This window comes from Dyadobacter sp. CECT 9275 (genome assembly GCF_907164905.1).
Lineage (GTDB): Bacteria > Bacteroidota > Bacteroidia > Cytophagales > Spirosomataceae > Dyadobacter > Dyadobacter helix.
The window spans coordinates 3,298,623-3,324,679 of record NZ_CAJRAF010000002.1 but is presented as its reverse complement, the minus strand read 5'-3'; the positions used below and the strand labels follow the sequence as shown (position 1 = coordinate 3,324,679).

Annotated in this window: 27 protein-coding genes; 13 read left to right on the top strand and 14 right to left on the bottom strand. The window is 45.6% G+C overall.

All coding sequences use genetic code 11. The features are described 5' to 3' along the window. The first annotated feature begins 230 nt into the window (after positions 1–230). The 3 genes from secA (at position 231) to KOE27_RS21465 (ending at position 4,692) form a co-directional block, all read left to right on the top strand. Positions 231–3,566 carry a preprotein translocase subunit SecA gene (secA, locus tag KOE27_RS21475; protein WP_215240841.1) on the top strand — a complete coding sequence of 1,112 codons (3,336 nt, stop codon included), beginning with the start codon at positions 231–233 and terminating at the stop codon, positions 3,564–3,566. Positions 3,567–3,755: 189 nt separating this feature from the next. Further along, positions 3,756–4,418, top strand: a complete 663-nt coding sequence (locus tag KOE27_RS21470) for a phosphatidylserine decarboxylase family protein (protein ID WP_215240840.1) — start codon at positions 3,756–3,758, stop codon at positions 4,416–4,418. A gap of 73 nt (positions 4,419–4,491) precedes the next feature. Then, a complete protein-coding gene (locus KOE27_RS21465) occupies positions 4,492–4,692 on the top strand; it encodes a hypothetical protein (RefSeq protein ID WP_215240839.1) in 201 nt (66 codons plus the stop codon). 59 nt (positions 4,693–4,751) lie between these two features. Here KOE27_RS21465 and KOE27_RS21460 read toward each other — a convergent pair whose 3' ends face one another. Further along, the gene (locus KOE27_RS21460) at positions 4,752–5,381 is read right to left on the bottom strand and encodes a rhomboid family intramembrane serine protease (RefSeq protein WP_215240838.1); all 630 of its coding nucleotides are present in this window, start codon (positions 5,379–5,381) and stop codon (positions 4,752–4,754) included. Between the two features lie 56 nt (positions 5,382–5,437). Further along, complete coding sequence (locus KOE27_RS21455; protein ID WP_215240837.1) at positions 5,438–6,412, bottom strand: polyprenyl synthetase family protein; 975 nt, start codon at positions 6,410–6,412, stop codon at positions 5,438–5,440. A 224-nt stretch (positions 6,413–6,636) separates the two neighbouring features. Between KOE27_RS21455 and KOE27_RS21450 the strand changes: the two genes are divergently transcribed. After that, on the top strand, positions 6,637–7,467 hold the full coding sequence (locus KOE27_RS21450) for an aminotransferase class IV (protein ID WP_215240836.1): 831 nt from the start codon (positions 6,637–6,639) through the stop codon (positions 7,465–7,467). Positions 7,468–7,556: 89 nt separating this feature from the next. Here KOE27_RS21450 and KOE27_RS21445 read toward each other — a convergent pair whose 3' ends face one another. Further along, a complete protein-coding gene (locus KOE27_RS21445) occupies positions 7,557–8,399 on the bottom strand; it encodes a hypothetical protein (RefSeq protein WP_215240835.1) in 843 nt (280 codons plus the stop codon). 286 nt (positions 8,400–8,685) lie between these two features. Here KOE27_RS21445 and KOE27_RS21440 point away from each other — a divergent pair, with 286 nt between their 5' ends. Beyond that, positions 8,686–10,176 (top strand): hypothetical protein, encoded by a 1,491-nt coding sequence (locus KOE27_RS21440; RefSeq protein WP_215240834.1) that lies wholly within the window; start codon positions 8,686–8,688, stop codon positions 10,174–10,176. A gap of 114 nt (positions 10,177–10,290) precedes the next feature. Here the strand turns inward: KOE27_RS21440 and thiL are convergent, their stop codons facing one another. Together thiL and KOE27_RS21430 are read right to left on the bottom strand one after the other, a co-directional pair. Beyond that, a complete protein-coding gene (gene thiL, locus KOE27_RS21435) occupies positions 10,291–11,322 on the bottom strand; it encodes a thiamine-phosphate kinase (protein ID WP_215240833.1) in 1,032 nt (343 codons plus the stop codon). Between the two features lie 116 nt (positions 11,323–11,438). Further along, entirely contained in the window at positions 11,439–11,894 is a 456-nt protein-coding gene (locus KOE27_RS21430; RefSeq protein ID WP_215240832.1) for a hypothetical protein, read from the bottom strand. A gap of 131 nt (positions 11,895–12,025) precedes the next feature. Between KOE27_RS21430 and KOE27_RS21425 the strand changes: the two genes are divergently transcribed. Both KOE27_RS21425 and KOE27_RS21420 read left to right on the top strand, forming a co-directional pair. Beyond that, on the top strand, positions 12,026–12,283 hold the full coding sequence (locus KOE27_RS21425; RefSeq protein ID WP_215240831.1) for a cytochrome b5 domain-containing protein: 258 nt from the start codon (positions 12,026–12,028) through the stop codon (positions 12,281–12,283). Positions 12,284–12,337: 54 nt separating this feature from the next. Continuing rightward, the gene (locus KOE27_RS21420; protein ID WP_215240830.1) at positions 12,338–13,195 is read left to right on the top strand and encodes an N-acetylglucosamine kinase; all 858 of its coding nucleotides are present in this window, start codon (positions 12,338–12,340) and stop codon (positions 13,193–13,195) included. Between the two features lie 102 nt (positions 13,196–13,297). On the opposite strand, the gene KOE27_RS21415 is transcribed toward KOE27_RS21420, so the two are convergent. The 7 genes from KOE27_RS21415 to KOE27_RS21385 form a co-directional block, all read right to left on the bottom strand. Next, a complete protein-coding gene (locus KOE27_RS21415; RefSeq protein ID WP_215240829.1) occupies positions 13,298–13,828 on the bottom strand; it encodes a hypothetical protein in 531 nt (176 codons plus the stop codon). Positions 13,829–13,883: 55 nt separating this feature from the next. Next, positions 13,884–14,318, bottom strand: a complete 435-nt coding sequence (locus KOE27_RS21410) for a lipocalin family protein (protein WP_215240828.1) — start codon at positions 14,316–14,318, stop codon at positions 13,884–13,886. 236 nt (positions 14,319–14,554) lie between these two features. Next, positions 14,555–15,964 carry a M48 family metalloprotease gene (locus tag KOE27_RS21405; protein WP_215240827.1) on the bottom strand — a complete coding sequence of 470 codons (1,410 nt, stop codon included), beginning with the start codon at positions 15,962–15,964 and terminating at the stop codon, positions 14,555–14,557. Between the two features lie 33 nt (positions 15,965–15,997). Further along, positions 15,998–16,648, bottom strand: a complete 651-nt coding sequence (locus KOE27_RS21400; protein ID WP_215240826.1) for a hypothetical protein — start codon at positions 16,646–16,648, stop codon at positions 15,998–16,000. Then, complete coding sequence (locus tag KOE27_RS21395) at positions 16,594–17,844, bottom strand: sigma-70 RNA polymerase sigma factor region 4 domain-containing protein (protein ID WP_215240825.1); 1,251 nt, start codon at positions 17,842–17,844, stop codon at positions 16,594–16,596. The genes KOE27_RS21400 and KOE27_RS21395 overlap by 55 nt, the downstream gene beginning before the upstream one ends. A 50-nt stretch (positions 17,845–17,894) precedes the next feature. Further along, the gene (locus KOE27_RS21390) at positions 17,895–18,575 is read right to left on the bottom strand and encodes an outer membrane protein assembly factor BamD (protein ID WP_215240824.1); all 681 of its coding nucleotides are present in this window, start codon (positions 18,573–18,575) and stop codon (positions 17,895–17,897) included. 49 nt (positions 18,576–18,624) lie between these two features. Next, entirely contained in the window at positions 18,625–19,212 is a 588-nt protein-coding gene (locus tag KOE27_RS21385; protein WP_215240823.1) for an RNA polymerase sigma factor, read from the bottom strand. 159 nt (positions 19,213–19,371) lie between these two features. On the opposite strand from KOE27_RS21385, the gene KOE27_RS21380 reads away from it, so the two are divergent. From KOE27_RS21380 to KOE27_RS21360, 5 genes are all read left to right on the top strand, one after another. Next, positions 19,372–19,530: a hypothetical protein gene (locus tag KOE27_RS21380; RefSeq protein ID WP_215240822.1), complete on the top strand. Its 159-nt coding sequence runs from the start codon at positions 19,372–19,374 to the stop codon at positions 19,528–19,530. A gap of 157 nt (positions 19,531–19,687) precedes the next feature. Continuing rightward, entirely contained in the window at positions 19,688–19,846 is a 159-nt protein-coding gene (locus tag KOE27_RS21375) for a hypothetical protein (RefSeq protein ID WP_215240821.1), read from the top strand. Between the two features lie 158 nt (positions 19,847–20,004). Continuing rightward, positions 20,005–20,163 carry a hypothetical protein gene (locus KOE27_RS21370; RefSeq protein WP_215240820.1) on the top strand — a complete coding sequence of 53 codons (159 nt, stop codon included), beginning with the start codon at positions 20,005–20,007 and terminating at the stop codon, positions 20,161–20,163. Positions 20,164–20,320: 157 nt separating this feature from the next. Beyond that, positions 20,321–20,479 (top strand): hypothetical protein, encoded by a 159-nt coding sequence (locus KOE27_RS21365; protein WP_215240819.1) that lies wholly within the window; start codon positions 20,321–20,323, stop codon positions 20,477–20,479. 157 nt (positions 20,480–20,636) lie between these two features. Further along, positions 20,637–20,795 (top strand): hypothetical protein, encoded by a 159-nt coding sequence (locus KOE27_RS21360; protein WP_215240818.1) that lies wholly within the window; start codon positions 20,637–20,639, stop codon positions 20,793–20,795. 7 nt (positions 20,796–20,802) lie between these two features. Here KOE27_RS21360 and KOE27_RS21355 read toward each other — a convergent pair whose 3' ends face one another. Both KOE27_RS21355 and KOE27_RS21350 read right to left on the bottom strand, forming a co-directional pair. Further along, positions 20,803–23,595: a CHAT domain-containing protein gene (locus KOE27_RS21355; RefSeq protein ID WP_215240817.1), complete on the bottom strand. Its 2,793-nt coding sequence runs from the start codon at positions 23,593–23,595 to the stop codon at positions 20,803–20,805. 9 nt (positions 23,596–23,604) lie between these two features. Continuing rightward, on the bottom strand, positions 23,605–24,585 hold the full coding sequence (locus KOE27_RS21350; RefSeq protein ID WP_215240816.1) for a matrixin family metalloprotease: 981 nt from the start codon (positions 24,583–24,585) through the stop codon (positions 23,605–23,607). Positions 24,586–24,768: 183 nt separating this feature from the next. Between KOE27_RS21350 and KOE27_RS21345 the strand changes: the two genes are divergently transcribed. Further along, on the top strand, positions 24,769–26,040 hold the full coding sequence (locus KOE27_RS21345) for a sensor histidine kinase (protein ID WP_215240815.1): 1,272 nt from the start codon (positions 24,769–24,771) through the stop codon (positions 26,038–26,040). The last annotated feature ends 17 nt before the right edge of the window (positions 26,041–26,057 follow it).

Genomic DNA, 26,057 nt, shown 5'->3' with positions numbered 1-26,057 from the left:
GGAAAGATGGCCCGGCACACTGCCCGGCCGGTTGCTGGAAATCCTGTTTGAAATGTTAAGAAAACATTAGAGTTATATTAGGATTATCGTTCTGAGTGCTGATAACTATTCGTAATAAATTACCTTTGTTCTTGAAAATGATAGTTTTGCTGACAATCTGGCACATGAATTGTTTCAGGCGCAGTATTTTTTACAGTAAAAGACGATTTTAAAATCTATATAGAAAGATCATGTTTAAATTTTTTTCTAAGCTTTTCGGCACAAAATCGGAACGGGATTTAAAGGAGCTTACTCCTTATGTTGAGAGGATTAATGCGGAATATTCAAAATTGGCTTCCTTATCCAACGACGAACTTCGGGGCAAGTCGGAAGGGCTGAAACAGCAAATTGCTTCTGAACTGAAATCTATTGATGATCAGATAGATGCCTTAAAGGCGGAAGCAGCCAACGAACCCAATGTGGATGTGAAGGAAACGATTTTTAAGAAAATAGATGCACTCGTTCTGGAAAGAGACAAAGAGCTGGAAAAAATCCTCCTGGAAATTCTTCCAACGGCCTTTGCCATTGTAAAGGATACTGCCCGGAGATTTAAGGATAATGATCGTCTGGAAGTAACGGCCAATTATTTTGACCGGGAAGTAGCCGCAAAAAAATCACACGTAACCATAGAAGGCGACACCGCTTACTGGAACAGTACCTGGGACGTAATTGGCCAGCCTATTAAGTGGAATATGCTTCATTACGATGTGCAGCTCATAGGCGGAGTTGTTTTGCATCAGGGTAAAATTTCTGAGATGGCAACAGGTGAAGGTAAAACCCTGGTGGCTACGTTGCCGGCTTTCCTGAATGCACTTGCAGGACAAGGGGTTCATATTGTGACTGTGAACGACTATCTGGCCAAGCGTGATGCTGAATGGAATGCCCCGCTGTTTGAATTCCACGGTATGCGTGTGGATTGTATCGACAGGCACCAGCCCAATACGGTAGCCCGCCGAAATGCCTACAAGGCAGACCTTACCTATGGTACCAATAATGAGTTTGGTTTTGATTACCTGCGTGACAATATGTCACGTACACCGGAAGAGCTGGTTCAGCGCAAACATCATTACGCTATGGTGGATGAGGTTGACTCCGTTTTAATAGATGACGCACGTACGCCATTGATTATCAGCGGGCCGGTACCACGCGGAGATGAACAGGAATATCTGGAACTGAAGCCACGGGTATCGAGGATCGTTGAAGCTCAGAAAAAGCTGGCGATGGACCTTTTGAATGACGCCAAGAAAAAGATTGTTGCCGGAGACAAAAAGGAAGGGGCGCTTTCCCTTTTCAGGGCACACCGGGGTATGCCTAAATATAAGCCTCTGATCAAGTACCTCAGTGAGCCTGGTATAAAGGCGTTGATGCAGGAGTCTGAATCCATCCACCTGGCCGAAAATCAGAAACTGATGCCGGTTGCTGACGCTCCGCTTTACTTTACGATTGATGAACGTCATAACAGCATTGAATTAACAGAAAAAGGTATCGACTTCCTGACGGGGGAATCCGAAGAAACCAACTTCTTCATACTACCCGACATTGCGGTTGATCTGGATGCGATTGAAAAAGATACTTCCCTAAGCGAGCAGGAACGTGTCCTTCAGAAAGAAGCGCTGATCAGGGATTATTCTGTTAAAACGGCACGTATCCATACGGTTAACCAGTTGTTAAAAGCATATACCCTGTTTGAAAAAGACGTGGAGTATGTGATCATGGACGGAAAGGTTAAAATTGTAGATGAGCAAACGGGGCGTATCATGGACGGTCGCCGGTATTCTGACGGGCTCCACCAAGCCATTGAAGCGAAGGAAAACGTGAGGGTGGAAGATGCTACGCAAACCTATGCCACCGTCACTTTGCAGAACTATTTCCGGATGTATCATAAACTCGCCGGTATGACCGGTACTGCGGAAACGGAAGCAGGTGAATTCTGGGAAATCTACAAACTGGATGTGGTATCTATTCCTACCAACGTTGGTATTACGCGTAAGGACCAGGAGGATAAGGTATATCGGTCGGTTCGTGAAAAATATAATGCGGTTACAGATGAAATCGTAGAACTGGTGGAAGGCGGCAGGCCGGTTTTGGTGGGTACTACTTCCGTTGAAAATTCGGAGATCATCAGCCGGATGCTAACACTCAGAAAAATCCAGCATCAGGTACTGAATGCCAAACAACATCAGCGCGAAGCAGAAGTGGTTGCAGAAGCGGGTAAGCCAGGGACGGTTACCATAGCAACCAACATGGCTGGCCGGGGAACGGATATCAAGCTTACTGCCGAGTCCAAAGCGGCGGGTGGTCTGGCCATTATTGGTACTGAGCGTCATGAGAGCCGCAGGGTAGACCGTCAGTTAAGAGGGCGTTCAGGACGGCAGGGTGATCCGGGTTCTTCTCAGTTTTTTGTTTCACTGGAAGATAACCTGATGCGCCTTTTCGGCTCAGACCGGATGGCAAAGGTGATGGACCGCATGGGCCTTGAAGAAGGAGAAGTGATTCAGAGCGGTATGATCACCAAGTCTATTGAACGTGCTCAGAAAAAAGTGGAGGAAAATAACTTTGGTATGCGTAAGCGTCTGCTTGAATATGACGACGTGATGAACTACCAGCGTGATGCCATTTACACCCGCCGCAGAAATGCGCTGTTCGGTGACCGTTTGGCGGTTGATATTGCCAATACCCTTTTTGATGTGTGCGAGGAAATCGTTACCAATGGAGAGACGTATCCTGAGCTGGAACTTGCCGTGATTACAAACCTGGGGATGGAGTTGCCTTTCAGTGAATCGGAGTTCGGTTCGCTGAACGTAAGTACCCGTGCCCAGAAGTTATATGAAGCGGCGGAAAAGCAATATCAGGATAAAAATCAGGCGATTTCTGAAAAGGCGCTGCCGATACTTAGGTCCATATTTGCCGACAGAGGTGCTACGGTTACCGAAATTATGATTCCTTTCAGCGATGGGCTGAAACAAACCGGCGTAGTGGTTAATCTTAAAAAAGCGCTGGAAAATAACGGAAAGGAAATCACCCGCGAAATGGAAAAAGCCATTGTGCTTTCTCTGATCGACCAGGAATGGAAGGAACACCTCCGCGAAATGGATGATCTGAAGCAGTCGGTGCAAAATGCAGTATTTGAACAGAAAGATCCTTTGCTGATCTATAAATTTGAATCGGTTGAATTGTTCAAACGCTTCCTCAGTAAAGTGAATTTTGATATGATATCCTTCCTCATGAAGGCTGATATCCCTCAGGAAGAAGCGGCCCCGCCAACTGCCGTTCCCCAGCAGGTTCGCAGGCCCACCCCGGCGCCTGTATTACATACCAACCGTGAGGAAGATTTTGAGCAGGACGGCAACGAGTTTGCGGCTTCAATGGAGTCAACTACCAAAGCGCAGCCGGTACGAACCATAAAAATTGCGGACCGTAACCAGAAAGTGTCGGTTCAGTACCGGGATGGAAGGATCCTGCGCGATGTGAAATTTAAAAAGGTAGAACAGGAAGTTAAAAATGGCGAGTGCGTAGTGATTGAATAAAATTTCACAAAAGCATGGGCTGTAATGAGCTTCGTACTGAACAAGTTGTCATTTGCGATTTGCTTTTATAAGCCAGGAGCCCTGCTTATCCAAATGGACAGGCAGGGCTCTTGCTTGTGTGTAAATCAGTATTTATACGATATTTGTATACTTTAGAATAAACGGACTTAACATCACCCCCCCCAAAAAATGACATTACACAGAGAGGGATATACCATCATGGCGGTCACCGCAATTGTGTTGCTACTGATTAATGCAGGTATCAATTATCTTCTTCCGGATGGATACTGGATACCCAGAATAACGTTGATTGCCAGCATTATTGTTTTCTTGCTTGTAGTACAATTTTTTCGCGTACCGAGCCGTGTCGTTCATAAAAGTGATACGCAGATTGTTGCACCCTGTGATGGCAGGGTGGTGGTGATAGAAGAAGTGGTGGAAACCGAATACTTCAAAGGCCCCCGGCGGCAGATCAGCATATTCATGTCTCCGCTTAATGTGCATATCAACTGGAACCCCATCAGTGGTGTTATTCAGTATTTCAAATATCACCCCGGTCTGTATCTGGTAGCCTGGCACCCGAAGTCCAGCACGGATAATGAAAGAACCACTGTGGTAATCAGAAATAAGGAAGGTATAGATGTGCTTTTTCGCCAGATAGCCGGTGCAGCGGCGCGGCGGATACGCTGGTATGTCAAGGAAGGCGATAAAGTGGAACAGAGTACCGAAATGGGTTTTATCAAATTCGGGTCACGCGTGGATATCTTTGTTCCGCTGGATGCGGATATAAAGGTTAACCTTCAGGATAAAACGGTTGGAAGTATTACAGTACTGGCTGAACTGAAGGCTTGAAGATTTATATTGAACAACTTTTCAAAAGTTGTTCGATATGCTGAAACTTTCTAATGGCTATCTTTAAACTTAAATGGGAGAGCTTAAACTGTACGATTCTTCGTTATCCCGTGATCAGATCAAACGGGAGAGAGAGGCACATTATCTGGCAAAATCGTCTTCTCAAAAATTCACGGAGCTATTGTCTCTCATTCACCTGTCAATAGAATTGAATGACGGGAAACCGCTCAAATTTCCGCAGGGAAAGGGACTTGTCATCAGAAAGGATAATTAGGCAGAGCTTATGGCCTTTGATAAAGAAAGTGTTCATTAGGATTATGGACATAGGCGTTTTTATCTTGCAAAGCCCGATATCCAGTCACCGATCTGCTGGAAAAATCCGGGAACTGCATCCGGATATACCACGGCCATAAAAACCATCCCGAAAATGGCTCCATACAGGTGAGCGCTATGGTTGACATAACTGGTTCCGCGGCGGGCTTCAAATAACGAATAACCCAGGAACAATATCCCGAATATGAATGCCTTCAGCTGAATGAAGAAATACAGATAGATATCCATCAGAGGGGCGTATAATATAGCAGCGAACAAAACTGCAGAAACACCGCCAGAGGCACCCAGGGAATTATAATTGGAATTGTTGCGATGTTTCATAAAGGTGGGTATGTCCGACACAATGATACCCACCAGATACAAAAAGAGATAGTAAAAAGAGCCGTTTGCTCCGAACAGCATCGCAAAAAGTCTTTCGATTCCTTCACCCACAAACCATAAACTTAACATGTTGAAGATCAGGTGGCCGAAATCCGCATGCACAAAGCCGGACGTCAGAAAGCGGTAATATTCGTTTTTCTTCATCACCCGGTAAGGGTTCAGAAGCATTTTGTCCATAAAGCTGTAATTGTTGAAAGCGTAATAGCTTATACCGCCGGTGAGTAATACAAGTATGAGGGTGATTGACATAAATTTCTTTTGGTCTAAAATGAAATAGTTAGCTTAGTATGCAGTTGGGGTTTACATTAGTGTTCCCGCTCCACCAGCTGATGTACAAATGCAAGCAGGATATCCTTCCGTTCTGAGGGTACGTTAAGATTTTCCAGATTTGAAATTCCTGTTTTAAAATACGCTTTTATTTTATTTTCAGTGATCTCATAAATACCCAGCTTGTTGTAAATATTTTTTACGGCCTCTACTTTTTCTTCCTTGTTGAAAGTTTCTGCGGAAATCCACCGATCCAGTTCGTTTCGTATTTCTCCAGAGGCTTTTGCAAGTGCTTCTATCAGCAGGAAAGTTTTTTTATTGGAAATAATATCACCGCCTACCTGTTTCCCGAATTTCTCAGGATCGCCATACACATCCAGCAGGTCGTCTTTCAGCTGAAATCCGAGCCCCATACTCTCTCCGGCCTTGTAGAGCAGTGCTTTTTCAGCCGCGTCGGCTTCGCCTATAATTCCTCCCAGTTCCAGCGACATACCCAGTACTACAGAAGTTTTAAGCCGGATCATTTCCAGATACTGTTCCTCGGTAACATCCCAGCGGGTTTCAAAATTCATATCAAGTTGCTGGCCTTCACACACCTCCGCAGCGGTGGTGTTGAAACGTTCAATTACATTACGTAGCTGACTTTCAGGGACATGTATCAGTAGCTCGTAGGCTTTGATCAGCATTACATCGCCCGAGAGAATAGCCGTGTTCGGATTCCATTTTTCATGAACAGTGGGTTTGCCTCTCCGGAGCGGCGCGTTGTCCATAATATCATCATGCATCAGCGTGAAATTATGGAAAACTTCAACGGCCATGGCCGGTTTTAAGGCGTGCTGCCAGTCATCGGTATAAAGAGATGCGGAGAGGAGCGTCAGCAAGGGACGAAAGCGTTTGCCGCCGAGTGACATAATGTACCGGATAGGATCATAGAGTTCGGCGGGAGATGTACCGTAACTATGGCTGGCAAATTCGGTTTTCAGTGTTTCTAGCAGTTGCTCAATTTTTATCATCAGAAGGCAAATTCAATTCTGCATTTCCTGTCAGGAGGGCAGCGTACTACTTCCGGAACATTTGGGAAGTATGCAAAGTACCTAAATACTGGCGAGAAACTCAAAGGGAAGTTGTAAATGGTTGTAACTGATGTTAAAAGGGGGCGTAATTTCCTTTGAGAATATTTGACCACCCCTTTTAAAGAATATTTATCTTTATGCAAACGGTTAATAAGACAATACAAATGGCATTTTACCAATTTTTTAACGGAGAAATAGTACCTGTTGCCCAGCCTTTGCTGCAAACCAATGACCTTGGCCTGCTCCGTGGTTTTGGTCTGTTTGATTATTTCAGGACCTACAACGGGATTCCTTTCCGCTGGGATGATTACTGGAACCGTTTTGCGAATTCGGCGCGGTTGATGAAACTTGATTTGCCCGTTACACAGGAGGAAACCAGTAAAATCCTGGCAGACTTGTTTGCGCTGTCCGGAGAAGCTGATATTGCTTTCAGGTTTATACTCACGGGAGGTTATGCTCCGGATAGCGTCCATGTGATCAAACCTAATTTTATCATCCGGGCCGAACCTCTGCCGCAGGATTACCCGGCCGGAAGGCTGAAAGGGATAAAGGTATTGCCTTATGAATATGTCCGCGATCTGCCAGAAGTGAAAACGACCAACTATGTGCACATGATTTTGATGGCAGATGAAATGAGGCACCAGTCAGCGGCGGATCTGTTGTTTCATAAAGACGGGGAGGTCAGCGAGCTGACGCGGAGTAATATTTTCCTTTTTAAAGGAAACAAGCTGATTACCTCTGATCGTAATATCCTGAATGGTATCACCAGGAAGGTAGTCTTGGAATTGGCCGAGCCTTATTTCGAGACCGAAATAAGACCGGTGTTACTGGATGAGATAATGAATGCCGATGAAATTTTTACGACCAGCACTACCAAATGGGTGATGCCCGTGGTTGGGATTGGTGACCACACGGTGGGTTCCGGACTTGCCGGAAAGCATACGCTATTTTTACAGGGGTTATTTGAAAAACTCATTGCGGGCTGGGGCAGCTAACAGGTTGTGGCAGCGGAATGGTACAGTCAAAAGAAAGGCGGCCTCCAGACTGGAAGCCACCTTTCCGCATTACCCCACAATAAGATCATTTATTCAGGAGCGTTGGGCGAATCCTTTTGGACAATGGGCCAAACGCCTGGAGATGGTACACTTACACCCTTTGTTGCACCCCTTACCTTGTTGTCGGAGCCAAAATAGTACAATGGCCAGCCGCGGTAGGTTAGCTGTTTTTTTCCATAAACATCTATGACCGCAAAAAGGGATTTATCCAAAGTAGAAGGCACCTCTTTTATTTCAGTGGTGTAAATGGGCCAGGTACCATCATTACTGAAATCGGATTTGGTGAAATTGTTTTTATTCTTCTTGTCTTTGTTAAAGGCATATAACGTTCTGCCCATATCATCTACGAAAAACTGGGTTTCCGCTGTTCCTTCGGTATGGTCGGCTTTATAAGATTTGCCATCGTTACCAACAAGCTGTGCATTGGCCAGCATAATGGAGTACGTAGTTTTAGCTGCATACCAAATGGTGCCCACGCCTTCTCCTTTTACATCTCCGGCGGCAGCATCATTCTTAAAGTAATAAAGCGGCCAGCCTTTGTACGTAACCTGTGTTTTATTGTCGGCGCGTGTGATAGTGCCAAAGTCAGCGGAATTAAGTCCTGTTCCCAGCCTTAAAGTTGACACAGAGAAAACCGGCCAGTTGTCCAGGCAAGTACCGGTACAGACCGACGCACCGGCAGCATCTTTTGAAAAGAAATACAGCGTTTTTCCGTAGCCATCGGTTAATACTTTACCCAAAGAGGTGGTTGATTCCATGATATCAACACTGGGCAGCACCGTTGTGTCGTCATCGTCTTTGGAACAGGAAATTCCAACAGTTAACAGCAGGCCAAGTATGGCGAGCCGGCGGGTGAATGTTAAAAATGTCATGTGGATTTGTCAGATTTTGTTAGAGATGAATTATTTACTGACAAGTACGAAGACGCTCCTTCGGAGGTTGCGTGATATCCTGTAATATTCCTGCTGCATGATGGGCACCATCCTGGTAAATTTTACTCAGATCCGCTAAATCCCGAGGAAGAACCGATATAAATGAATATATTGTTGAAGCAGATTTCTAGAATATTTTGAACCCCTGGTTCCAATTAGTTTGATTCACTTTTTTCAGATTCATCTGCCATTGCCGCTTCTAATATCCACGAAAAACTTCTCTGTTATGCAAGGAACTGTATTATTTTATGATCCCGTTCAGGATTCGGGCCTGATACGCGGCGCGGACGACAACCGTTACTATTTTACGAAGACCGACTGCTTTAACAATGTCATTCCTCAGGCCGGGCAAAGCATAAACTTTGTGCCGGAGAATAACCTCGCACGTCAGATTGTTTCTGTAATCAGTGAAAATACATTTAAAATACCTGCGTCCTCGGATGCTCCGCCTTCCACACCACAAGTACCTGCGCCAGCCGCAAAAACGATTTACAATTATCCTGGCGTGTTGGTGTCGGTACTTTTGCTGATCAGCTTGTTTATTCCCTACGGCAACCTCGCCAATACCAACGTATCGGTCCCTGATGTTGTGGAGCAGACGGTACAGTTTAAACTGGTCTCCGGAGATCTTGGAGTCTTACTCGTGATAGCTGCTTTGGCACTTACCGTAATTTTTGCACTCGGGCTTAATTGGCAATGGCTGTTATGGACCTATATGGCATTTGCAGGGTTATTTATTATCAGTTTTTTGAATGAAGAAAGTCTGTTTTCAGTGGTTTCCAATATGCAGACCGCCATGAGAACAAGCTCGGAAATCATTAATCCTTCTCTGACCGTACCCACTCCCAGCGTATTTGATTTTTTAACTTTCGGGTTTTATTTTGGTGTTGTGATACTGCTGGCACAGGGTTACCTGGTACTTGTCCATCGTTATGAAATCAGACAGGGCGCATTTACTCTCCCTGCGCAGCTAAGTAATCCCGAAACCTTTAAAGTAGCCGTGAAAAGTCTTAAAACGACTGTTGCCGGGTTAAAACTTTCAACTTTAAAACTTTCAACGGAACGCTTTCGCTTTCGGCAAGCCACCGAAAAATTAGGGAGTATGATGGGAGATGCAGAGCAGAAACATGCCCTTTTCTTTGGTTTTATACATCCCTATCTCAGGTTTATCGACAGCGGAGAATTTTTCCGGAAGCCATTTTACTGGCTCTATGTCCTTAATGCAATGATCAGCCTGCTGATTCCCCTGCTTATTCTTTATGCCGGTTTAAGTAATAATATTTTTGGCATGCCCTTCAAGTTCACGTTTGCTTTTTTGCTGGTGTTTGCCATTGCTTCGCTGGCTGCGTGGGTCAATTTTCAGCTGTGGTGGGAAAGGAAAGATAAGGTGGAAGGTTCGGCAAAGAGTACCGACGAGTTCGTTGCAACGCCCGTATTCAGCCATTTTGTGCAAACAATGGGAGAATCTTACGGTACCATGGTGGCTATCATTGGCACAGGTGCTGCGCTGATAGGGACGATATTTCTGGGAGAAAATGCAGACAACCTTGGGCGGAGTATGGGATTAGGTTTTCTGACCGGTGGGAGTTTTGCACTGATCTTTGTATGGCCGGTCGTTGGTTTTTTTGTTATTATCTCAAGCCGCGTTTTGGCCGAGATGATAAGAGCACTGATCAGTATTGCCAATAACCTAAAGAAATTGTCGGACAGTGAATAGGGAATGAGCTTTCTCCATATTTATTCAAGACACAAAGTCAGGAAAAAGGTACCATCGGAAGTCGCTGTGTTCTGGATGGTACCTTTAAAATTACTTCTGAGATATACACCTACTTTAATTTTCTCTGTTCCAGCCCTGTGCCGTGATCGGTATCCTGTTGTCTGCATTGGTATGCAGTAGTACCTCATTCTTTTTATCAGTGATGTATCCAATGAAGCTAATCTTCGGATTGTTTTTTATGAGGTCGTAGGAAACCTGCGGAACGGTGAACAGCAGCTCGTAATCTTCGCCTCCGTTCAGGGCAGCCGTTACTGGTCCCAGATTAAGCTCTGTGGCAGCGATATAGGTTTGTTCGTCAATCGGTAGTTTTTCCTCGAAAACGATTGCACCCACGCCAGACTGGGCACAAATATGCAACAGATCAGAGGCCAGGCCGTCGGACAGGTCAATCATTGAGGTGGGCAGTACTCCTGCTTCTGCAAGCTCATAAATGACATCCATCCGGGCCTCGGGTCTTAGCTGGCGCTGGATCACATAATCCTTTCCTTCCAGTTCGGGCTGCATTTGAGGGTTGGCCATGAAAACCTGTTTCTCTCTTTCCAACAGCTGAAGACCCATATAGGCACCTCCCAGGTCGCCGGTGACGCATAACAGATCGTTGGGCCTGGCACCGTGGCGGTAGGTGATTTTATCTTTTTTTACTCTGCCAAAAACACTGACGGAAATTAACAGTCCCGAGCGGGAAGAAGTTGTGTCACCTCCTACAAGGTCCACATTAAAATCTTTACAGGCGGCGTGTATGCCTTCGTAGAGCTCATCAACTGCCTCTACCGAAAAACGGTTGCTTAATGCAATCGCCACGGTCACCTGCCGCGGAGTACCGTTCATAGCTGCAATGTCTGATACATTGATGGCGATGGCTTTATATCCCAGGTGCTTGAGCGGGAAAAATGTCAGATCAAAATGAACGCCTTCCAACAGTATATCTGTGGAAAGCAGGCCAAATTCGTCACCAAGGTCAATGACGGCGGAGTCGTCACCAATACCGGTAATGGTGTCTGGCAAATTTGTTTTTATTTTTTTATTGATTCTTTGGATCAGGCCGAATTCACCCAGGCTGTTGATCTCCGTTCTTGTATCTGCCATATTATTTTAATGAGCCTAAAAGAGAACGAAGCCACTTCTTCACAGGAAATGGCTTCGTCATGGATAATGATATTCCGGATAAGTTAGTTCAAAATTACTGGGAATCCTGCTGCTTATCAGGGGTTTGAAAGGGTATACTTATTAATGGTATCACCTGTTTTTTTGCTTGTAGATAGTCTCGTAATGACCAGCTTGCTGTCATCAATTGAATTGATGGTAAATTCTATAGTCCCCGAAGTACCTGTTGGTACCGGAACAAGATTTTTCAGGATCAGCTTGGTATCTCCTTCCAATTCCCAGGTTCCTGTGAAACTATCTTTATTCCATTCGGTAAGCGTAGCGGAATTCACACCGGAAGCGGTGGTCAGGATGAGGCGGAAATCAGAGTAGCCTGGCCATGAGTTGGCAGACCCGCCGCGGGTGTAAACCACTGTTGTAGCATGATCGACGGATTCAGCGGTCCAGGTCTTTGCAATTCTTTCAGAAAGTGGTTTTACCTTTTTCTTGCAACCTGAAGCCAGCAGGGTTATGGATAATACAGCACACCAAATTACAGCGTAGCTTTTTCTCATATTTGTAGTAGTCATTGTTCAAACTAAACGCCAAGTTCATACTTTTTAGTCTTAATGTCAAAATATTATCATAAGTTCATCTTAATTTGAAGCAGGATTGATCATAATTTAAGATAATTACCCGGGAATAAATGCAGGAAAAGGTCAAAGAGTACTCCAGATCTCAGCTAGCGCTGCGTAACGGGCAGGACAGGGAAGAAATCTGGTGTGCTTATAAGGGAATGATTTACGATGTAGGCCCATCAAGGCTTTGGCGTAACGGGCATCATTACGAGCACTGGGCGGGACAGGATCTGACACGTGAACTTGGCGATGCCCCGCATACGGAAAAAGTTTTCGAACGTTTTAATATTGTGGGCCGACTGGTGAACAGTTCGGATAAGGTTTAATATTTTATCGTTTTACCGGTTGCAACAGCAGTGCCGGACAAAAGAACACTGATCTTGAAAAATACGAGCATACTCATTGCAGACAGCGGATCCACTAAAACCGACTGGATACTTACGGATGTTCAGGGGAGCAGGACAATGCTTGCCTCCGCAGGAATGAATCCTTTTTACCAGTCGACGGGAGATATTGTTAAAATTTTAGAAACAGAAGTTTTACCACGGCTGACAGGCGAAGTGGGCGAGATTCATTTTTATGGAGCGGGCTGTGCGGATGCGAAATCGGGGAAACCGGTGTATGATGCACTAAGTGAATGCATACCGGCGGCGGAAATTATTGAAGTGGCTTCGGACATGCTGGGTGCGGCACGAGGGCTGTGCGGGCACAAGCCCGGCCTGGCCTGTATACTTGGTACCGGGGCCAACAATGCTTTGTTTGACGGGGTACATATCACCCATTCAATCGGGTCGCTGGGATTTTTCCTGGGCGACGAAGGCAGCGGATCTTATCTGGGTAAAACCCTGGTGGTACAATACCTTCAGCAGGAAATGCCGGACGAGCTATATACGCAGTTTGCCAATACCTATCCGGAGGTCAACCGGCTGGCGGTTCTGGACAAAACCTATCGCCAGCCGTTCCCAAACCGGTATTTTGCGGGCTTCTCCCGGTTTATCGCGAGCCATATCGAACACCCGTTTTTACAGGAACTGGTTACGCAGGCTTTCACCCTTTTTGTAAAAAAGTATATCAAAAAGCACAGGGATGCGGCGCTGTATCAGGTTCATTTTACGGGCTCGGTTGCTTTCTTTTACCAGGATATCCTCAAAAGGGTTTTACTGGAAGAGGGCCTGATACCCGGCAGGATCGTGAAATCACCCCTGGAAGGTTTAACCGATTATCATACCATGAACTAAAAATCAGATACCACCATAAAAAACAACATGGAGAACAATGTCCTCCATGTGTCTGAACTTTTATTACGATAAAAAATTACTTCTCAATCGAATTCGGGGGGATTAAAATTTAAAGGATACACCTAGTGCAAGGTTGACATCGGTGTAACGTGAGCCGTAGTCATAGTAACCGTCGTCGTACCTGTAACTGTCGACACCAAGTTTCGCGGTTACACCAAATTTTTCGGTAAAGAAATAACGTGCTCCAATCTGCGGGCTGATCATAAAAGAACTGGCTGAATATTCGGCATAGTCTGATACCCAGATCCGGTTGACACCCAACCCGAGGCTACCAAAAACATCAAGCTTTTCTACCGGTATAAACCTGCCGAAGTGATAGGCGCCCGTAGCCTGGATCACCAGACTATTCACATCGTGTTTGGACCAGAAGCGCATTTTGGCGCCCACGCCTATGTCGTCTGTTACGCCTATTTCAAAAGCTCCGAAAACAGGGATAACGGTTTCTTCAAACGATTCCTGGAATTCGAAACCAGCATCTATCAGCTTAGTACCTTTCTCGAAAACCTGTGCTTTGGCCTGTGTAACTAATAATAGACTGAATAGTGAGACGGATAAAATGATAAACTTTTTCATGAGAATTTAATTGGATAAATGGAGTTACTTTTAAGTTTTATGAATAAAATGATGATCAGGCACGTCTGCAGGAGAATGTGACGCGGGCTTTGTAGGTTACACCGGAACTTGTTGCGGAATCTTCGGAATAGATGATCAGTGAAGAAGAAGTAAGCTCCTGTATTTTCAACACAGTTACTTCATCGTCATCCGTAACACGGACCTCCTGAGCGGATGCATTGTACGTGTATTCGAATTCGTCTACAGACCCGTCTTCGTCTTTAGCAACGAAGGTACCATTCGTTTTGAACTCAAGGTAAGCCACCCCTGAGTAGTCTTCTGTTTCTTCCTCGTCGAGCGTGTTGCCGACGTACGTCTTGTAGTTTATACTTTTAATGATCCATTTCCCTGTTAATGCAGGTCCTACGTCATCTGAATCTTTGCTGCAGGAAGTCATCATTCCACCTAATAACACAAGGAGGATGAATAATCTGGTGTTTAAAAATTTCATGAGGTGAGTGATTAATAAAGTGGAGTATAAAGTTTTACGTTGAAGCAACTACTCCCTCAGCAGCGCTTTCTGAGTATTAATCGCGGTACCTGAGCATAGGTAACGGGTAAAACAGATCTTTTTTTGAAAAAAATAGGGAGTATCTAGCAACTCGCTATCAATCAGGATTTTGTTGGTCAAGAAAAAAGCCGGGCTCCTGACAGGAAACCGGCTTCTCGGATGCGTATCGGATTACCTCAGTGGCGAAAAATTGAGTATTGTAGAGTACATTCCAAATTATGAGATATCACACAGGTTTTCACGGGGGTATCCAGGCGTATCCATTGCGGATCGTAGCTGAAAAGGATATTGGCACCTTTTGGTAAAAATGTCTTCTTTAAAAGTGATACGCCAACAACCGCCTTTGGGCCGAGGGTAAACCTGGATTTGGGAGTGGGCACATCAGAGATGTAATTGGTATAACTTATTTTCCCGGCGGGGATCCTGAAATTGAAACCAAACCCTGCTATTAAACCCACACGAAGTGCCTGGAACGAACCTTTTTTACCGCCGGTAGCACTGTTCCAGGTCATTCTTGGAGCGACGGTCAGGTAATCCACCTGAAACTTTTCGATCAGCTGCTCTTCGCTACCGCCTTGTACCGTGGTACCATATTTATGCCTGGACCACTGTATATCCACATGACGTTGCCAATGCCTGTCCCACCGGAACCGGGTGATGGATAAACCTGCATGGTAATTTGAAATACTTTTCAACGTTTTTGGCGGATACAAAAAGCCATCCGTTTTTTCTCCGTCATAGGAAAAATCCGTGATACCGCCCAGGGCGATACCGGCGTTCAGGGCAATGTCTATTACTGGTGCGTCGGGCCACAGGTCCAGATAGGCACTGCTGGCAATATCCGAAAAGTATTTCCGGGGCACCACCTTACTTTGCGCCCGGAGCATCTGCGCCTCAAACTTCCGCATGGTCTCGATACGGTCACGGAAAAGAGGGTGGTCGCTATGGTTTGCGGCGATGGCTTCCTTATCCTTCTGATTGAGTATCTGTGTATTGAACTGGCTCACCAGTTGCTGCACGGTAAAACCCTTTTCGAGCTTTGACAACGCCCAGACGGCATATATATCAGCCTCAAGTTCCTGGGCCATGGGGTTGGCTGCTCCGTATTTTCTCCATTCCTTAGGATCCGGGGCCGACTGCTTGTAGATTGACAGAAGCGCTTCCATACTTTTGGAATTTTTATGATGGCCTAATACGTGATGCCCCAGTTCATGCAGTAATACATGGCGGTCTACATAAGAAGCCGTTTGTCCTGCTTTATTCAGGTCTTCAAGAAACTCTTTACTGTACAGAATCAGGCGGACGTTCTCCGCAGTACCATCAGGGAGCTTGGTGAGGCAGATATCGGTTAAGGCATACGGACAAAGTGCTTCCTTGACAACAAACGGGTCACGTATCTTCCTGATCTTCGAATATTTCCAGAGCTGATCAATATACGTGTTCAGCAACTCAGTGGCCTGTTTTTCGGCCATGTAATTTTTTGGGATTTCATTCAGGGCATTGCAGTTGCACGGAAGCATGCTCTGGGAGAAAGAGGTGGTGGTTACACAGAAAAGGAGTGACAGGGTCAGTAAAGGTATTTTCATAAATGGTAAGATAAGCGGGTGCAGTGGAATTAATCACTGCCTGGCGGGGATGAGGGTTTTAGGTTTATCGGTACAGTTTTCAAGCACCACCACAGGATACTTGTCGGATACCATGCTGAAAGCTGCGGAGTCTGTCTTGTAGACAAGCCGGTAACTTTTCTGAATCAGAAGCGTATCCTCCAGATCCTGAAAGAACAACTGTAGGGTATCATTACAAAACTGGTAATTTACAAGGTCCTGCTGCCTGCTGTTTCTCCATATTTTTAAGCCACGCCTGCCAACCGGCCCATCGCCTTCTGCGTAGCCCAGCTGGCTGTCGGGCCTGGTATCCCCGCTGTAAAAGCGCAGAAAGCCAGACGATGCCAGTTCAGGGCCTGTGGTATCAGTGATAAACTGAAAGACAAGCCAGCCTCCTATGATCAGCAAAACGACCGCAGCCGCCCACCGGTAACCAATAGGAAATACTTCCCGGGTTTCTTCGGGCATGGTGAGCCGGGCAGTAGCTTCGTAGAGCTCGGCATCTTCGGCAGAGGGCATGTGCTCATCCATAAACCCTTCCCATTCCAGGTCACGGGCAAGGGAGGGATTTTCTTCCAGCAGCTGGTAATACAGTTGGTACTCCTCTTCCGTCAGTTTTCCGGTTCTTGCGGCGCGGATAAGTCTTTCTTTTTGGTAGTCGTCCATGATTTTTTCAACACGATCCCCTTTTCAATAGATTTTTCAATGATCGAAGTTTTTAAAGTTTCATTACATTTCCCGGCAAGTTTCTCCACTTTTTTGGGCGTTTGGTCCAGTATGTCGGCCATTGCCTCATAGTTAAGCGGTTCTGCAAAATTTTCGGAATACCTGAGCTCAAAAAATTCCCTGCAGCTATCATCCAGCAAGAGCCGGCACTGGTGGAGGATCTCCATGATCTCACTGGCGGATACCTCATGGCCCTGTCTGGAAAAAAATTGCTCATCAAAAGGAAGGTCTTCGGTGTTGTCATCCACTTCGCCCTGGTACTTCCGGAGTTTCCGGCTGTCCTTAATCAGTTTGATAAAATAGGTATGGAGCCGGGTATCTACATAAAACTTTTCGGGGTGGGCGGCATACCCGGCTTTTTTATCAAAGAAAGAAATAAGAATTTCCTGTATGATTTCTTCCGCAATTTCAGCCCGCTGGTGATGCGAAGAAAGCTTGTTGATCAGATATTGTTTTAACTTATAACGGATATCCTCCATAAAAACGGCCCTGTTGTCCTCCTTAAAAACAAAGGAGTATAAGGCGAGCTGCTCATACAGATAGGTTTCTACCAGGGTATACTTCAGGTTTAGTTCCCTGTCTTTGCTCCAGGTAAAAATGGTGTTTTTTCCCCAGCCCTGGTGACGTTTGAGGGTGATGACACATCGAAGGGTGCGTTCGGAAACCGCTTGAGCATCCTCGGTTTTGGTGGCATATTTCCTGACAAGGGTTTTTCTGACCGTCTCCTTGCGGTCTTTCAGGCATACGCTCAGAGACTCAGGCAAGGCTCTGATGATCGCCATGCCCTGTTTGCCCAAGGTACCCGTTTCTTCCCGAGAATAACGGTAACCAGGAATGCGTAATTTCCAGTCGGTGGCAGTTACAATATCCGGGATACGCCGGTCCACCTCTTTTCTGGTCCAGTTTTCCCAGAGATGATATTGGTTTCTGAGCAATGCCGCAAGCTCAGTCATGGTTTCGCGGTAGAGCAGCAGCTCGTGATCACGGGAATCAATGCCCATTTGCCTGACTTCTCCGGAAACCGCCTTTCCGAAAAATTCGGAAATCAGGCTTACCATCTGGTTTACAGTGGGTTTTTCAGTAGCTTGAAACAGTTGAATCAGGTTCTTTGAGGAACTGTTCCACGGTAATTTCATGACGGCACAGGAAGGTTATTAATTGAGACATTAAGTTACTAATAAAAGTCTTATGGCAGCAACTTTTTCCAGCGGATTTGCCACCATATTTTCCAGCGGTTCATTGTGCCCACCGTATATTCGCAGTCGGTACAATGATCAAATCTTTGGTAAAGATTTTCGGCACGGGAGATATCCCCGCTTTTCAGATAGGCTACCGCCAGATGCCACTGGGCGGCTTCTTTAAAATAAGGTCTCAGGTCGCTGGACTGCAATACGGTTTCAAAATTCCTGACTGCCAGGATGTACTGCCCTTCGGCAATGTGTGCTTGTCCTTCAAAAAACTGATCGAAAACGGCCCGCTGGTTGAGCGGCATGGTGGTGGTGTTGGCCCCGCGGACCACCGTGAAATCGTTTTCCGAGTCAGGAAACCGGGGCATACTTAAAGAAAGATAGGTGACAAAAATAATGCCGCTTACCGATGCCGCTGCGAGGTACCTGCTCCAGTAAATGATTTTTTCGCGGGAGCGGCTGGCAGCCTGCAGGCGCCTGACGGTAGCCAGTGCCTGTTCTTCCAGAAAAGCCTCTTTCATGAGGCGGTGGGCTTGTTTTAATTGTTGGGTGTCCATTGACAGGTTAATGTCCTTTGCTAATTCTGTTTCGAAGTGTTTGCGTTCATCTTCGGACATTTTGCCCTCAAGATAACGTTCTATCCATTCCTGCTCTTCTGTTTTGTCGGTTGGTCTTCTCATGGGTATCGTTGATTTTTAGTGTTGTGACACCGGTGAATCAGGCAGGGAACTACTCCGGTCTGAATTTTTTAATAAGCTTTTTCAATTCCTCCATGGCCCGGTATTTCCGGTTTTTGGCGGTATCTGCATTGGTATATTCCAGGCGAATCGCTATCTCGCTCATGCTCAGTTTTTCGTCATAATATGCTTTCAATACATCCTGTGCTTCGGTCCGGAGCTTATTGAATATGACATGGCTCCAGTTTTCCTCTTCCTTTGCAATCACCTGCTGCACAGGACTGTCCTGGTCGGGTGCGGCTGCGAGAAAGTCGTCCATGTAGTTCTTTTCGCGCCTAAGTGCAGAGGTTGAGCTGCGGATTTTTTTATACCACAGGTTTTCCGCTATACTGTACAGATAGGTGCTGATCTGGGCATTGTCGCGAAGAGAGAATTTCTCATTCCATACATTGTTTAAAAATATGATCGTCAGATCCTGAAACAGATCTTCCGCATCCGTTTTGGTTCCTCCGTTGGTACACACAAACTGGGTAATCCTCTTCTGGTTTTGCTTGTACACCTGTTCGGTAGCGGCATTCACTGCCCTGGATTCTTTTGAAAATATTGCATCAACGATTTCTCGGTCTGTAAAAAGCTTCATGTGCTGAGCAGTGCCTGTTTGAACTGTTTATTCCTCTTGCTCCAAAAAAAGTAACACCGCCGGAAATTTTTTTTCCTGAACCGGGGGAAATGTGAATGTAGCCTTCCCCTTAACGGCCAGAACTTCCAACGGGGGGAGTTTCTTCTAAACTTTTTTATTATGAAAACGTTACTTGGTTTCATGTTACTGTTGGTTCTGGCTACTTCCTGCAGCGAACAAGGTGTTTCTCCAGAAAACACGGTCACCCGATCGGTTGAAGGTGATCCTGACCAGCCTCCGAAGTCAAACTGCGGCGGGGGCTCTAACTGTAACCCGTAATTGTTTGTTGGTGGTCATCCAGTTTCCCGGATGACCACTTTTTTTAGTATCTGACCGCTTACTAACAATTTGCCAAAAATCTGGTATCTCAAAGTCTAACCTGGTATCTTATTTGCGGAACTTCCACTGGAGGAGGTTCTGTAAACCATACCTTATTATGAAAACGTTACTTGGTTTTATGTTACTGTTGGTTCTGGCTACTTCCTGCAGTGAACAAGGTGTTTCCCCTGACAATACGATCACCCGATCAGTAGAAGGTGATGCAGACCAGCCACCGAAATCTAACTGCAGTGGTGGTCCTAATTGCCATCCTTGATTATGGATCAGTGGTCATCCGGAAAACCGGATGACCACTTTTTTTTAGTATCTGACCGCTTACTAACAATTTGGTAAAGATCTGGTATCTCAAAGTCTAATCTGGTATCTTATTTGCGGAACTTCCACCGGAGGAGGTTCTGTAAACCATACCTTATTATGAAAACGTTACTTGGTTTCATGTTACTGTTGGTTCTGGCTACTTCCTGCAGCGAACAAGGTGTTTCTCCAGAAAACACGGTCACCCGATCAGTGGAAGAAGATCCTGACCAGCCACCGAAAAATAATTGCGGCGGTGGTCCTAACTGCCATCCTTGATTATTGATCAGTGGTCATCCGGTTTTCCGGATGACCACTTTTTTTAGTATCTGACCGCTTACTAACAATTTGCCAAAGATCTGGTATCTCAAAGTCTAACCTGGTATCTTATTTGCGGAGCTTCCACTGGAGGAGGTTCTGTAAACCATACCTAATTATGAAAACGTTACTTGGTTTTATGTTACTATTAGTTTTGGCTACTTCCTGCAGCGAACAAGGTATTTCTCCTGAAAATACCGTCACCCGATTGGTTGAAGAAGATCCTGACCAGCCTCCAAAGGGCAACTGCAGTGGCAGACCTAACTGCCACCCTTGATTATTGATCAGTAGTCATCCTGTTTTCGGGATGACCACTTTTTTTATTATCTGACCGCTTACTAACAATTTGGTAAAGATCTGGTATCTCAAAGTCTAACCTGGTATCTTATTTGCGGAACTTCCACTGGTGGAGGTTCCGTAAACCATACCTAATTATGAAAACGTTACTTGGTTTTATGTTACTGTTGGTTCTGGCCACTTCCTGCAGCGAACAAGGTGTTTCTCCTGAAAATACGGTCACCCGATCGGTTGAGGGAGATGCAGACCAGCCACCAAAATCCAACTGCGGCGGTGGCTCTAACTGTCATCCCTGATTATTGATCAGTGGTCATCCGGTTCGGTATGGCCACTTTTTTTATTACCGGAGCGTTTGCTCATCATATATAACATCATTGCTAAAATCAGGATCACTCCCGCAATTCCAAACCACAGGTATCCGGTTCCCGTGTTAAAAACAGGATCATAATTACCAATGAGCGTCAGATTGGCCCAGTAATAAGGGTGCATGAATTTTTTAAGCACGGGATCATCAAAAAAATCAGTTCGCGCACGCTGTAAGGCCAGGTCTACGGGTATTCCCTTTTTTAAGTATTGGTATGTTGTTTTAGTCAGGAAAGCGGTTACTTCATTATTGGCCTCCCAAATGGTACTGATCACCGAGGGGCAGCCGGCTTGCACCATACCATGTGCCAGGGAAATATTGCCTTCTCCTTTTTTGCTCATACCCTCTCCTCCTGAGCAGGCGCTCAGAATAACCAGACGGGTGTCCTGCAACGGAAGAGCATATATTTCGCTCAGATACAGGCGGCTGTCTCCGCCGGGATAAAACTGTATGAAGGAGTCGTCGGGGTTGTTGTCTGCCGACCGGGCATGCGTGGCCAGCTGCAGCACATGCTGCCCCTGCACCTTGTCTAAAAATGCCTGTTTGGTTGCTCCTTCCGCCCACAGTTTTTCCCCTCCCATGTCGTCCAGGTCATCCAGGTCGGCCACAGGTGCCCAGCCTTTTGTGACTTCCGTTGTTAACTGGTTTATAAAGGGTGCGACAATCAGGCTGGAACGCGTGGCCGACTGTCCTGATTTTTGTGCCAGTGACGGATGCTGCCAGAAATACGCAGCGGAATAGGTATAGGAAAAGGCATACTGCCGTGTGAGGTAGTCATGTGTTTTTTTACCGGTCTCAAGTAATTCAAAAGGTAAAAAATTAAACCGCCAGTCCCGGGCTATGATCAGCCGGTTCTTACCTGAAACCCATTTTTTTAAGGGTTCAACCAATAGCCGGTAACAGTCAATAGCAGCTTCGGTCCCTGAATATTTCCCAAAACCCGGATTGTGACGTAGTTGTCCTTCTAAATGGTCCAGATTGTTTTGTAATCGTTTGGCATTAACCGGTAAAACCTCCAGGCGGGAGGTATCCCGGGTAATTATAAAAGTGTAAATATGATCTCCGTACCATTTATAGGAGATGAAGGCAGCTCCGGGGTCCAGCTGATTTTGAATTTCTTTAGGGCGGATCGAAAGGGCCGATGTTTTATTCGACTTATTTAATTTCTGGCTGAATTTGTACCATCTGAGTCTTAGCTCGTTCAGTTTTTCCTGATATTCTGCTGAGGAGGGATCCGATTTTTCGATCAGCCGGGCCTTTTCCTTAAGTATTTTTTGCTCTTCGGCTTGTAAGGCTGCCGGGAGATTTTCTCTCGTCAAATTCTTGTTGCTGATGGCGTCGTTCAGGTAGGAGGTATTGGCCTGTTCAAACCATTCAAAAAGTTGGTTCAGGATTTTCGGAGATTTTTTAATTTGATAAAGTGTATAAGCTATCGGAATGGCCTCGGAAAATATATTTATGCCTTCTTTGGATAATGTATATCTTTCCTCGGCATCATTTATGCCTTCCTGGTATGCAGTTTTTTTTAGAATTATTAGTTTCTTGAAGGTTTCATAAGCTAATAGAAGATCTGTGATTTGACCGGAAGTATTAAATTTTTGATGATAAGTATAGCCTTTCAGGTATAATGCATTTAATCCAATTTCTGGGAGAATTAAATTAAAAAAATTAGTGATATCACGATTATAGCATGTATTCTGAAAGGCGTTCTCAAAATAAAGAGCTGCAGTGTTGTAGTTTTTTCGTTTAAGAGAATTTCTTCCTTTTTCTATATTTATGTTTGCCCTTACCCATGCAGAATTGCCAGTAGTTGTAGCCAATTGAGACTCCGCCAGGTCTAAAAAATACTCAGCGTTCTTAAAATCATCAATACTGGAATGGCAATGTCCTAGGAGGAGAAGCAGGCGAATATCTTGTTTTTTTACAGCTTTATTTTCCAAACTTTGTGAAATTGAAACGTTTCTCGCTCGTTTTAGCCAAATTAATGCGCTGTCTATTTGATTAAGTTGTTGGTAGGTATACCCGATACCAGTGTATAGTTTTTCTAACTCGTCATTATTAGAAGAAATGTGGTTAATTGCTGATATTCTGAAAACTAGGGATTTTTGTGGTTGTCCAAGTAAATCATAAACCTCAGCAAGGCTACTTTCAACATATTGCAAATCATTTGTCAGTTTGTGATTCTGGCAGAGAGATTTGGCTTTGGAAAAGTAGATTATGCTTTGATGGTATCTATGAAATTTCCAAAAGGCTCGACCCTGATGCAAATAGTGATGCAAAACATATATTGGTATTTGATTTTCAACTATTGGTGTACGATCTAAGACTGCATCGGCAGATTGAAAATAGAAATATGAAGAATCACGGTGCTCCATTTCATTGTACATTGTGCCAAGGCTGGAGTACAGTTTAAAAAAAATGGAATCGGGTACGGAAGCCCGGTTTTTGGTATGTGCCAGTCCACGGTAACAATAACGCAGCGCCTGGTCGTAGAGGCCATCTCCATAGGAGGCGCTGCTCATGTCGTTGCAGACATTGGCCGCGCGGACAGGGTCTGTTTTCGCCACGGCCTGGTAGGCTTTTTGGTAATACTTCATGCTTTCGGCGAATTCCCCATTAATAGCATGTTTTTCACCCTCCAGCCAGTTTTGCAGATATACCGTTGTCTGGGCATAACCTGCCTGGATGCAGCAGGCCCAGGCCACGATGAACAGCAGCATCAAGTTTTTCATGCCGGAAACTCAGGGTTTGTAATTAACGGTAACATCGTAAGCGCCGTCGTTGTCGCTCGGTTTGTTGTCGTTGATAGCCAGTGTGACATCAATGCATTGGCTCACCCCATCTGTTGAGAATTCACAGGCCGTGCCGCAATATCTCCATTTCGTTTCATTGTTGATTCTGTAGATGAGCGCGGCGTGGTTGATGGATCTGTCGAGGCTGTAATCACCGATGGGAACGCTGAAAAGGCCATTTTCCAGACCCGCTGGCGTGCTCCATCCGAGCCAGAAACCAATGACCATACGCCCCGATGCGCTGATGGCTATTTTCCCCTGTTTGTCTAATCGGATACTTTTGGTGATGATATCATTTACCGGTAAGGACAGCGGAAGAAAATTGTTACAGCCACTGGTACATGGCAGGCTGTACAACGCGTTAATTTTGACAGAGTCGGCATCGGACAACCGGATGGTTTCCTTCAGGTAGACAGGGTTCATCATGGAGCCGTTTTCCGGAGAAATTTCCAGGCCCAGAAATTTTCCGATGTGGAACGAAAGCGCCCGGGTAATGGCATGCGTATCCCAAGGGAAACTGGCATCCAGTAAGATGGTATAATTATTGTTGTCCACTTTCAGTGCTGAGATGGTCGGGATATTTCCGCGGACCAAGCCGATCGGCGCTTTCTGGGTGCCCTGTGGTATTTCGGAGGGCTCGGCAAACCGGATGGCGATTTCTGTAGTAAGGCCATCTTGCTTTTGCAGGAACAGCAGGTTAGGGTTTCCTTTTTGCCAGAGATCAAAAGCTGCCCTTACGGCATTCTGCTGACTCTGGTTGTCGAGCCTGGAATAGGAATTGGTAATTTTGTATCTGAAAGCACAAATTCCGGATGGCTGGCGTGTCGTGGTGGTTTCGGTGATATAGTATACCTTGGAAGCGGGATCGGGAACGGTACTGCAGGCCCAGACGAAAAGAGCCGTGGAAAAGAACAGGAAGAAATTTTTCATATAAGGGCTGAGTAATAAGGGCGATATAAATATGGCAGAAAAAAATCTTTTTGTCTAATAAATTTAAGTGTACTAAAGGAGAATAATATTGCCGACGGAGCGTAGTATCTGTTGATCAAAAACCACGCTGCAGTCCCGGAAAATAAAAACGGTTAACTTTACCTAAATAAAATTGCGTTTTTAATGCCCCGCAGAACCATTCAATGGCTTACCGTTTTCTCTGCCCTGCTGATTATCGGCGTGGTGATCACACAGATATTCTGGGTGAAGCAGGCGCTTGAACTACGTCGCAGGCAGTTTAACCAGAACGCCCATGTTGCATTGCAGGATGTGGCAGGCCAGCTGGCAAAAGTGAATGGCGTGATGCAGACAGTGAACCCGGTTGAACAGCTTTCCCCGGAATATTTTCTGGTGAACACCAACTCCACCACACAGCCCGAGTTACTCGAACATTTCATCAAGGAGAGCTTCCAGAAACACAACCTTATCACTGATTTTGAGATCGGAATTTATGACTGTACCACCAACAGGATGCGGTACGGGATGTCGTTAAGTACCAAAAATAATGACAAAACCTCCGCCCCGACCTCCGACTGGATCAAAACCGACAAGTATCCCTATTACTTCGGCGTAAGATTTCCCGAGCAGGAGGCCTATTTTGCCGGAAGTATCAACAACGCCATCGGGTCGTCGGCGCTGGTACTGGTGGCGGTATCGCTTTTTGCCTACGCACTTTTTGTAATACTCCGCCAGAAACAGCTGTCGGAAGTGCAAAAGGATTTTGTGAATAACATGACGCACGAACTACAGACGCCCATTTCAACCATCAGAATTGCCGCCGACGTGCTGAATTCGGACATCATTACCAGCCAGCCCGAAAGGCACAGCCGGTATGTAAGTATTGTTCAGGAAGAGATCAGGCGGCTGCAGGGGCAGGTAGAAATGGTACTTTCCACCGCAAAGGCCGAACAAAATGCCTTACATCTGCAAAAGGAATGGTTTGATGTGGACGAAGTGATTCGTTCGGTACTGTTGCCTTACGACGAGAAGGTGAACTTCACCAGCGAAACGAGCGACCCGTTTATTGAAGCGGATCCGTTCCACTTTCGCTGTATGATGAACAACCTGATCGATAATGCCCTGAAATACTCGGAAGATATCCCGCATGTGATCGTCAGAACCAGCAATGAGGGCCGTGCGCTAGTGGTGTGCGTGCAGGACGAAGGTATTGGTATAGCCCCCGAATACCAGAAAAAAATATTTAACCAGTTTTTCAGGATACCTTATGGCGACGTGCACAATGTCAAAGGATTCGGTATTGGCCTGAGTTATGTGAAGCAGATCATCCTGGCGCATCACTGGAAACTGACCCTGGACAGCGCTCTGGGAAAGGGAAGCAGCTTTAAGATACGTATCCCGCAGGGAAAAGCAGACCGGGGCAGAAGTTTTAAGTAAACAGATAACACATACAT